Annotated in this window: 8 protein-coding genes; all 8 read right to left on the reverse strand. The window is 68.2% G+C overall.

All coding sequences use genetic code 11. The annotated features are described in order from the left end of the window. Positions 1-690 (reverse strand): SulP family inorganic anion transporter (locus VIM19_14510; protein ID HEY5186079.1); only part of this gene is annotated, 690 nt, incomplete at its 3' end. Positions 691-962: 272 nt separating this feature from the next. Next, on the reverse strand, positions 963-1,478 hold the full coding sequence (locus tag VIM19_14515) for a DUF1269 domain-containing protein (GenBank protein ID HEY5186080.1): 516 nt from the start codon (positions 1,476-1,478) through the stop codon (positions 963-965). Positions 1,479-1,508: 30 nt separating this feature from the next. Further along, entirely contained in the window at positions 1,509-3,917 is a 2,409-nt protein-coding gene (locus VIM19_14520; protein ID HEY5186081.1) for an arylsulfatase, read from the reverse strand. A gap of 152 nt (positions 3,918-4,069) precedes the next feature. Further along, a complete protein-coding gene (locus VIM19_14525; GenBank protein HEY5186082.1) occupies positions 4,070-4,459 on the reverse strand; it encodes a hypothetical protein in 390 nt (129 codons plus the stop codon). Positions 4,460-4,668: 209 nt separating this feature from the next. Then, a complete protein-coding gene (locus VIM19_14530) occupies positions 4,669-5,124 on the reverse strand; it encodes a DUF6325 family protein (GenBank protein ID HEY5186083.1) in 456 nt (151 codons plus the stop codon). 153 nt (positions 5,125-5,277) lie between these two features. After that, positions 5,278-7,389, reverse strand: a complete 2,112-nt coding sequence (locus tag VIM19_14535; GenBank protein HEY5186084.1) for a LuxR C-terminal-related transcriptional regulator — start codon at positions 7,387-7,389, stop codon at positions 5,278-5,280. 327 nt (positions 7,390-7,716) lie between these two features. After that, entirely contained in the window at positions 7,717-8,391 is a 675-nt protein-coding gene (locus VIM19_14540; protein ID HEY5186085.1) for a GAP family protein, read from the reverse strand. A 590-nt stretch (positions 8,392-8,981) separates the two neighbouring features. Beyond that, on the reverse strand, positions 8,982-9,195 hold a 214-nt coding region (locus VIM19_14545), incomplete at its 5' end, for an SHOCT domain-containing protein (GenBank protein HEY5186086.1).

The raw sequence follows: 9,195 nt of genomic DNA on the forward strand, positions 1-9,195 counted from the left end.
CGAGAGCATCTGAGAACTGGTGAGGTCCGGACGCTCGAACGACGGGAGCCCCGCCGGGATGGCACCCGTGACCGAGACGCCACGCGCCTCCAAGTCGAACCACCACGACACCGCGATGCCCAGCACGACGACCACGAGCGCGCCTGGCCAGCGTGGCAAGAACCGCCCGAAGACCACGAGCACCGCGAAGGCAGCGACCCCGACGCCCACGGTTGCCGCATTTGCGTCACCAAGGTGCCGCAGGATGTCGAGTGCGGCCTGAACGGAATGGCTGGACTCGCTGGACAACCCGGTCAACTTCTCCAGCTGGCCGAGGATCATCAGCACAGCCACACCCGAGATGTAGCCGACCAGCACCGCCTGGGAGAAGTAGTCAGCGACCCAGCCCAGGCGCAGCAGCCGCGCCAGGAGGAAGACGGCGCCTACGGCTAGAGCCAGGGCTGCCGCCAACGTTGTGTACTGCGCCGACCCCGCGGCGGCCAGCGGTGCGAGAGCACTGGCCACGAGAAGCGCCACGGCCCCTTCCGGGCCGACCATCACCCGCAGCCCGGAGCCCAGCAATGCGTACGCCAGGACGGGCAGGAGCAGGGCGTACAGACCAGCGGTCACGGGAAGCCCAGCAAGCTCCGCGTATGCCATCGAGGCCGGAAGCGCGAGCGCCGCGACGGTCAGCCCGGCCAGGGCGTCCACGGGAAGCGTGCTCCTCGAGTAGCCCCGCATCGACCCGACGAGCGGAACGAAGCGCCGCGTCCAAGGAGGCTTCGTTGAGGACGCGAACGATGACCGGCCCTCGTACGCGCTCTCGAAGGAGACGAGCGGAACCTCAGGTTCGTCCCCCAGACCACCGGACACCATGGCGCCTCCCACACGCGGCTTCCGCGCGCGCCCTTCCTCGTCTGATTGTCCGCACCCGCGTCAGAACGTGTGACCCTCCGGAGTGTGCAGCGGCCGCCTCATGGGTTTCAGCTCTGGGACTGTGCGAGCTTGGCCTGGGCGTCGGCGATGGCGCCCTTGAGGGCCTTGACGTGGTGGCCTTCGGCTTCGCCGACGGCACGGGTGATGGCGCGCGTGACCGCGGGCTCGACGGTGCCGGCTGCGGAGTGCGGGTAGGCGACGATCAGCCCGGCGCCCCCGATCGGGATCGTCTCGCCGGCTTGCTGCTCCAGCTTGTCCGCCATGCGACGGTGGGCGAGCTTGCCCAGCCCTGCGCCGAGGGCGGCCCCGACGGCGGTCGCGGCGAGCAGCGGGGGTGCGAACAGACCGACGACGAAGCCGACAGCCCCAAGGCCCTCCGCACCTTCACGCACCATGTGGTCGGTCTGCTGCACCTCGAGTTCGCCCTCGAGGCTCTTGGTCACCACGACCGCGCCGTGCAGGTAGCCGCCGCAGCCAAGGACGGACTCGTAGTCCTCCATCGCCGCGTCCTTCGACAGGTAGCCGCCGATGAGTACGTCGATCGTTTCCTCGTCGAACGCCATAGTGCCGACTCCCTCCGGTGATCGATCGGTTCAGGCGGTGACTGCGTGGAGCGCCTGGCCGTGTTGAGCGGCCAGGTGCACGGCATGCTCGTCCGCGGCCGCGAGGTGGGGCTTGACATCGAAGACGACCTTCTTGATCGTCCCGGTGAACGCGAACGGCTTGCGGTCGGCGTAGCTCAGGTCAACGACCCCACCGTTGTCGCGCCCGATGTCCATGCCCGCGTAGCCGGAGAAGCGGATGGGCACGGTGTGCTCCATACGCCCCTTCCCGACCGGCTTGTCGTTGACGAACAAGGTGACGTCACCGCCGGTGGCCGGTTTCGGCGCGTCGGCGGCGAACTCCATCCGAACGGTCACCTCGCCGGTCGGCAGCGGCTCCTCGGCCTGCTGGCGGAAGACGAACACCCCCATCATCGAGTAGGTGTGGGTCAGCCGGCCGCCGTCCACGAACAGCGAGAAGCCACCGAGGTGGTCGGCCTCGGCCACGATCACCCCCTCGGCGCCACCGTCGGGGATGACGAGGTCCGCGCTGATCGTGTAGGAGTGGTTGTAGATCCGGGGGACCATGCCCGACAGGACGTTCTCGACATCGCCGCGGAACTCGAACGTGGAGACCTCTGGAAGCGGCGGCGCGATCCCGAAGAACACCCCGAGCGTGGCCAGCAGGGGCAGCACCTTGTACTTCTCCGCCTCCGACCAGAACAGGGTGCGCAGCTCCTCGACCTTCTCGGGATGGGCGGCGGCGAGGTCGTGCGCCTGGCTGAAGTCATCGGGCAGGTAGTACAGCTCGACAGGGTCGTCGTCGGGGTTCCACACCCCAGGCGTGTACGGCTGCAGCGCGGCCGGGGTGAGGACCCACGGGATCCGCTCGGTGCGCATCGCCAGCCACCAGCCGTCCTTGTACATGGCCCGGTTCCCGACGCTCTCGAAGTACTGCTGCGTGTGGCGCTGCGGTGCGGCCGCGTCGGTGAAGGAGTCCGCGAAGGTGGCCCCGTGCAGAGGCTCCTGCTCGATGCCGTCGACCTCGTCCGGCGCCGGGATACCGCACACGTCCAGGATCGTCGGTGCCAGGTCCGTCACGTGGGTGAACTGCGACCGCAGCCCGCCAACATCGGTGACCCGATCCGGCCAGTGGACCACCATCGGGTTCCGCGTGCCGCCCAGGTGGGAGCCGACCTGCTTGCCCCACTGGAAGGGCGTGTTTCCGGCCCAGGCCCAGGCGGCCGAGTAGTGCGGGTCCATCATCGCTCCGCCCCAGGCGTCCAGCCCGCCGTAGCGCTCGGCGAGCTGGACCTGCATCTCGTCGGTGAGCGGGATGCCGTTTTGCATGGTCAGCTCGTTGAACGAGCCAGTGGGCGAGCCCTCCATGCTGGCGCCGTTGTCCCCCCAGATCCAGAAGATCAAGGTGTTGTCGAGCTCGCCCAGTTCGTCGATCGCGTCGATGACCCGGCCCACGTTGTGGTCAGCGTTCTCCGAGAACCCCGCGTAGACCTCCATCTGCCGCGCGTAGTACGCCTTGAGCGGCTCCGGCACGTCATCCCAGGCGGGGAACGCCTCGTGCCGCGGTGTCAGCTCGGCATCCGCCGGAACGACCCCGAGCTGTTGCTGCCGCGCGAAGACCTCCTCGCGCATGCGGTCCCAACCCTGGTCAAACCTGCCCTTGTACTTCTCGGCCCAGCTGTCGGCCACGTGGTGCGGCGCGTGGCTGCACCCGGTGGAGAAGTAGGCGAAGAACGGTTTGGTCGCGTCCTGCCCCCGCACTGCGTGCAGCCACTGGATCGTCTTGTCGGCCATCGCGTCGGGCAGGTAGTAGGGGTTGTCCTCGTCGTAGAAGGCGGGGTCCGTTCCGATGATCTTCTGGTTCTCGGCCAGACATGGGTCCCACTGGCTGGCGCCGCCGCCGAGGAACCCGTAGAAGTAGTCGAAGCCCCACCCGTTCGGCCACCGGTCGAACGGGCCGGCCGGTCCCTGCTGGCCGTCCGGAGTGAGGTGCCACTTGCCGAACGCAGCGGTGCTGTACCCGTTGTCCCGCAGGACGCGCGGCAGCGGTACGCAGTCCCGTGGCAGCACCGCGGTGTAGCCGGGGAAGCCGTTGGAGAACTCCCCGACGGAGCCGAAACCCACGGTGTGGCTGTTGCGGCCGGTCAGCAGTGCGGCCCGGGTCGGGGAGCACAGCGCCGTCACGTGGAAGCGGTTGTACCGCAACCCGCCCTCGGCCATCCGCGTGAAGTTGGGCGTGTCGATCGGACCACCGAACGTGCTCGGGTTGCCGAACCCCGCATCGTCGATCAACACGACCAAGACATTGGGCGCGCCGGCCGGGGGGTGGACGTGGTCGATCTGCGCCCAGTCCGGCTCACAACCCTGCAGCGTCCGAGCCGCCGTCCCGCCGAAGGCAGGGCGCCGGATCGGGAGCTTGCTGCGATCAGGCTCATTCATGGCCACTCCTCGGGCTAGACAACACGCTCAAACTGGCGTACGAAGCGGGTCGGTCCTGCTGGCGGCCGCCGCGAGGGTCGGCGTGCTTTCTGCTGGTCGCGGCGGCGCCCGCAGAGGTTGACGATCAGACGTTGACGATCAGACGTTGACGATCAGACCCTTTCGCGTCGGTGCACGAACAGGGCGTGGATGACCCACAGATCCACAAGGATCAACGTGATCGCCCAGAACGGCTGAACCGGGATGAAGACGAAGTTGGTCAAGGCCTGCACGCTGACCATGACGATGCCCAGCCAACGAGCCCACGCAGCGCCGGAGACCACACCGAAGCCTGCGGCGGTGACGACCAGCCCGACGAGGAGCAACCACCAGCCCCACGCGGAGGCGCTGGTGTTGACCCAGTAGTTCGCTGGTTGGACGTAGAACGTGCCCTTGGCGATGAGGGCGATGCCCTGCAGGAGACCGAAGCATCCTGCGATGATCATGAAGATGGCGGCGACCATCGCCCCGCCCGTACCTCGCTCGCTAACGTCGTGCGACATGTCCAGGCCTCCTTGATGTGCCATCGATAGGGTGATTGCCCGGGATGCGATCCGCTCAGCGGCGCCGGTCCTGGCGGTCGTCCCGCCGGTCCGCGCGACGGTTCACGCCGTGAGCGACAACAGCGGCGGTCGCCACGGTCGTGGCCGTACGCGCCACCGGGGCCCCCACCACCCCGGCCCGACGAGCCCTGCTCCGGGCAAGTGGCATCTCAGATCTCCTCGCTCTCTTCTTCCGTGTCGGCCTCGATCGCGGCCAGCAGGGTCTGGACCGGGATGCGGCCCGTGGCGACCAGCTGGCCGCCGGAGTGACGGACAGCCGACGCGAACGGCGCTGCCCATGTGTTCTCGAAGACCAAGACTGCGGCCGTGCTGCTCGGGTTCACGGCCTCGGCGATCAACTCCACGTCGTCTTCGCTGAGCAGCATCGCCAGCTCGGCCTCGTAGGTTCGCAGCTGGCCGATCTCGCTGTCGTCCAGGTCTCCCAGCTCGAACCCCTCGAGGGATCCGTCCGCGTCCTTCGTCAGCACCAGAAGGTCCAGCACTCGAATGATGCCGCGATCGACGAGGTCCACCAGGTGCGGTGCGATGTCGCCGTTGAACTTGTTGCCCGGGAACTCCACAACGATCCAATCGACCGGGCCGAGCTCGCCGACGCTGTTGGGCATCTGCGCATCCCCTCCTTCGCTGGCTCAGAGGCAGGTGCGGCAAGCCCTCTGATGGGCGGCGGTGACGCCGCAGCCGAAGCTGCTGGACTCGACTCTTCGAGATTTCCGGAAGTTCGGCATCCCCCCTGACGGGGGAACTTCGCGCTCGAGCAGTCAGCGCGACTTGCGGGGCGAGCCGGTGCCTGGGCGAGCCGTGCTACCCAGCTCGTCGGCCAGATCCTGGAGCTCGCGGCGGGAGGAGACGCCAACCTTTCGGTAGATGGACCTCAGTTCGGTCTTCACCGTCTCGGGCGAGAGCTGCAGCTGCGCTGCAACCTCGCGCAGCGTCGATCGCTCCAACAGGAAGGGCCACAGCCTCAGCTCCGCCGGAGTCAGCCCGCCGAGGACCTCGGAGCGTCCGGTCGCCTCCTCTGCCTTGCCCACCAGGCCATCGAGGAACGTGGATCCGGGCAGCTGGTCACGGATGGTGCGAGCCGTCTGCTCCGCCGTGGCCGCCGCAGCGGTATTACCGAGGGCGGCCCAGGCGCGTGCGACGAAGGACTGGACCAGCACTTGCAGCCACGGCAGGAGCGGGCGGAGGCCGGACATCATCGCCTCCACTCGCCGCAGGTCCGCTCGAGCCTGTCGCCCATAGCCGCCGCGTGCGTAGAGGAAGCCCGACACCCCGGACATCCACGCCGTCGTGCTGTAGTCGTCGAGGTCGTGCTCAAGCCAGACGTGTCGGGCGACCTCGATGGCTTCCTCGGCGCTGGTCCAGTTCTCGGCCTGGATGTCGAGTACAGCGAGCATTGCTGAGGACCCAACCCAGGTGGTGCCGAGGTTCAGGGACTGGGCGAGATCTCGACTGCGCTCGACGGCGGCCCGACCCTCCTCGGTCGCCCCGGTTATGACGAGGTACGCGCCGTGGATCAGCAGCGCGAGGGCCCGCAGGGGGTGCGTGGGTGGCAGCGAGCGATGGGACGCCTCGGCGAGCGCAGCCGATGCCTCGAACCCTGCTCTGCCGGGCAGCGCCAGCAACAGCGCAAGACAGGGCTCGACAGTCGACCGATCAAGGTGGTCCTTCCAGTCGGGGCCCAGCAGGTCCGCCGTCACCTGCCCCCAGCGGATGGCCGCGGCGCCATCAGCACGAAGGAGCGCAGAAAAGGCCGCCGTGAGGGACAGCGCCGGGGACTGCGTCACCGCCGACTCTTCGACAAGGGCCAGCCACCCTTGCACCGACGAGTACCGCCCGACGATGAGGGCACCGGGTGCGCGCGCCCAGACCAACGACCCGAAGAGGTCAACGTTACCGGCACGAGCGGCGTGCGCCATGGCACCTTCGACGTAGCCCTGGTCGTCGCACCAGCGCGCGGCCCGCGCGTGCAGGGAGCTCGCCGCCCGGGGGTCGGACTCGACCAGATCTCGCTCCAATTTTTCGCGCAGCAACGGGTGGAGGCGGTAGTACCCCTCAGCTCCGTCGAGGCGGCTGACCAGCAGCGTCGCTCCCTCCGCCGATCGCAGGAGTGAGCGAGAGTCGCTGACCCCCAGCACGTAGTCGCAGTACGGCGCAGAAAGAGTTGCGAGGATCGATGAGCGAGTCAGGAACTCGACAAGCTCCGGGGCCGCCCCTGCCATGACCACGCCCTCGAGGTAGTCCGTCACAGCGGGGGAAGGCAGGTCGGGTGGCTGATGACCTCTTGTGGTGGCTAGCCCCTGGAGGTAAGCCGCCACCGGCCAGCCGCGTGTCGCGTCCAAGATCTCCTCGACCAGAGCGGTTGTGGGCTCTCCGATCGACAGCGCAGCCAACAGTGCTCTGACTTCGTCTGCGTCGAACGACAGCTCCTTCGGTCCCAGCTCGCGCACCCGTCCCTGGCTGCGCCACAGTGCGACGGGCAGGTCAGGTCGGGACCGCCCAACCAGGGCCAGCTGCGAGCCCGCGGGAAGTGACTCCAGCACCGCGGAGAGCACCACAGCCGCCCGCACACCGGCCATGGCGTGAACGTCGTCCACGACCAGGGTCACCGGCCGGTCCAACTGTTCGAGGGAGCCCTGGAACTGGGGGAGCACACGTCTGGAGAACGCGGGTTCGTCGGCGGTCAGGGCGCCGTCCGGCGGGACGACCCCCGCCCCACCGGTACTGAGAGCGGCCAGGAGGGTGGACATCAAGACCACCGGGTCGGCGTCGCTCTCAGTGACGGTGGCCCACGCCACCGGCCGCCCGGCACTTGCCGCCCACTGCGACATCAGGATGGTCTTCCCGAAGCCCGCAGGGGCCAGCACGAGCACCAGTTCGGAATGGTTCTCCGAGAGTCCAAGGAGCAGTCGATGCCGCCGGACCTGGCCGAGCCGGGCAGCCGGGGGTCGCACCTTCGACCCAGGCGTGACAACAAGACCACCACGCAGCTCGCCGTCGCGCCGTGGGACCGGCACGAGCGGTGTCCGCACTATCACCCAGGCAACCCTAGCCTCGCGATCCCGGGCCCACTAGGGCCCATCCGGTCGCCGAACTGGTACTCACCGGCGCCGAGTCCCTCGTCACCCTGGTCCTGGCCACGCTCACCATGGCACCTGCCGTCACTGTCGGCTGACGAACCAGCTGCATGGGCCAGCGGCTCAGGTGAGCGGCGGCAAACCCTGGGCGATCAAGTCGAAGCCAAAGACCAGGAACAGCACGGCCATCACGGCGTCGTTGTGCACAGCCAGCCAGTCCTTCAACTCATCGAGGCGTGCCTTGGCGTTCTCGCCTCCGACCAGGTAGTAGAGGACGGGTACGCCGATGGTCAGGCTCGCGACCACCACGAAGACCAGCAGGGACCAGACCGCCTCGCCAGTGGGCAGTCCCAGTAGCGCGAGGGAGGAACCCGCGGCCAGGGAGAGCATGAGATTCTTGGGGTTCACCCCGGCGAGGAGCAGACCGAGGCCGAGCGCCTTGACAGGCGAGAGGCTGTCGATCCCCGCCATCCATTTCGGCATCTCAGGCTCACTGCCCGGTACCGGACGGCTGCGCCAGTTACGCACCGCCAGCAACAGGAACAGAACTCCGAAGACGATCTTGCCCCAGGCGATCGTGTCCGACGTTGTGCTGCTCGTCGAGGCGTCGCCCTGTAGGGCAAGCACGTAGGAGACACCGCTGACGGTGGCCAGCGCCACGACCCAGCCGGCCAGGAACATCGGGCCGTTCACCCGGGCCCGCCGCGAGAACAACATGAGGATGACGGCGATGATCGGCACCGGGCTGATCGCCACAGCGACCGCGAAGACCAGAACCGCGCTGATGCCCTGTCCCATAGACCGATCTTCGCAGGAGACCGGGAGTCGGATTCCCGAACGGACTGACTGCCGGCAGACTTCTCGGGCCGCTCCGACCCACACCAGGTGCGAGGAGCGGTCGCCGCGAAGTCACTGGATGGGAAACGTCCCGGCGAACGACACAGCGCTTGATCAGCGCAAGATGCACGCCGGCTTCCACGGCAATGTCACGCAGAGTGACAACGTGTCCGCTCCCCGCAACGCCAACAGCGTCGCTGCTGCGTCGAGCACCGCCCGAGGAACCTCCGCTGCACCCGTCGGCGCCCCTGCTGGTCATCGCGGCCCCGGCTGGCGGGTTCTGGCTGAGCCTCTCATCCACCATCCTCACGGACAGTCCAACTGGTCACGACTGGGTGGCCGCCCGCCGTCCTGCGAAGCGGGCCTAACCGTGGCCTAACGAGGTGCGTCTGCGCCGTCCTGTTGGGCTCCCGGTTAGGAGCCACTTCGTCGCCATCCTCGTCTCGCGTGCCTCCGGACCGCCGCGAGCCCGTCACCGAACTCTCGCGACTCGACCCGATGGGACGAGGTGTTTCCCGTCAGGGAGTCGGGATGATTGGGCTGGGGGACCGTTAGCCGAGTGCCTTGGCCTTGGCGGCTTGAAACTCCTCCTCGGTGAGGGCGCCCTTAGCCTTCAGATCGGCTAGCCGGGCGATCTCGTCGGCGGCGCTGGGGCTGCTGCCGGAGACGCTTTGGATGTAGTGGCGGGCGGCTTCGTCCTGGGCCTGGGCCTGGGCGACGGCGTGCTCTTGCATCTTGTGGCCGCGGGCGATCAGGTAGACGAAC

It is taken from the genome of Actinomycetes bacterium, assembly GCA_036510875.1.
GTDB lineage: Bacteria > Actinomycetota > Actinomycetes > Prado026 > Prado026 > DATCDE01.

Bases quoted from the DNA above. Each gene is read 5' to 3' on its own strand.
- VIM19_14540 (HEY5186085.1), bottom strand. From the start codon at position 8,391: ATGGGACAGGGCATCAGCGCGGTTCTGGTCTTCGCGGTCGCTGTGGCG.
- VIM19_14515 (HEY5186080.1), bottom strand. From the start codon at position 1,478: ATGGCGTTCGACGAGGAAACGATCGACGTACTCATCGGCGGCTACCTG.
- VIM19_14520 (HEY5186081.1), bottom strand. From the start codon at position 3,917: ATGAATGAGCCTGATCGCAGCAAGCTCCCGATCCGGCGCCCTGCCTTC.
- VIM19_14530 (HEY5186083.1), bottom strand. From the start codon at position 5,124: ATGCCCAACAGCGTCGGCGAGCTCGGCCCGGTCGATTGGATCGTTGTG.
- VIM19_14525 (HEY5186082.1), bottom strand. From the start codon at position 4,459: ATGTCGCACGACGTTAGCGAGCGAGGTACGGGCGGGGCGATGGTCGCC.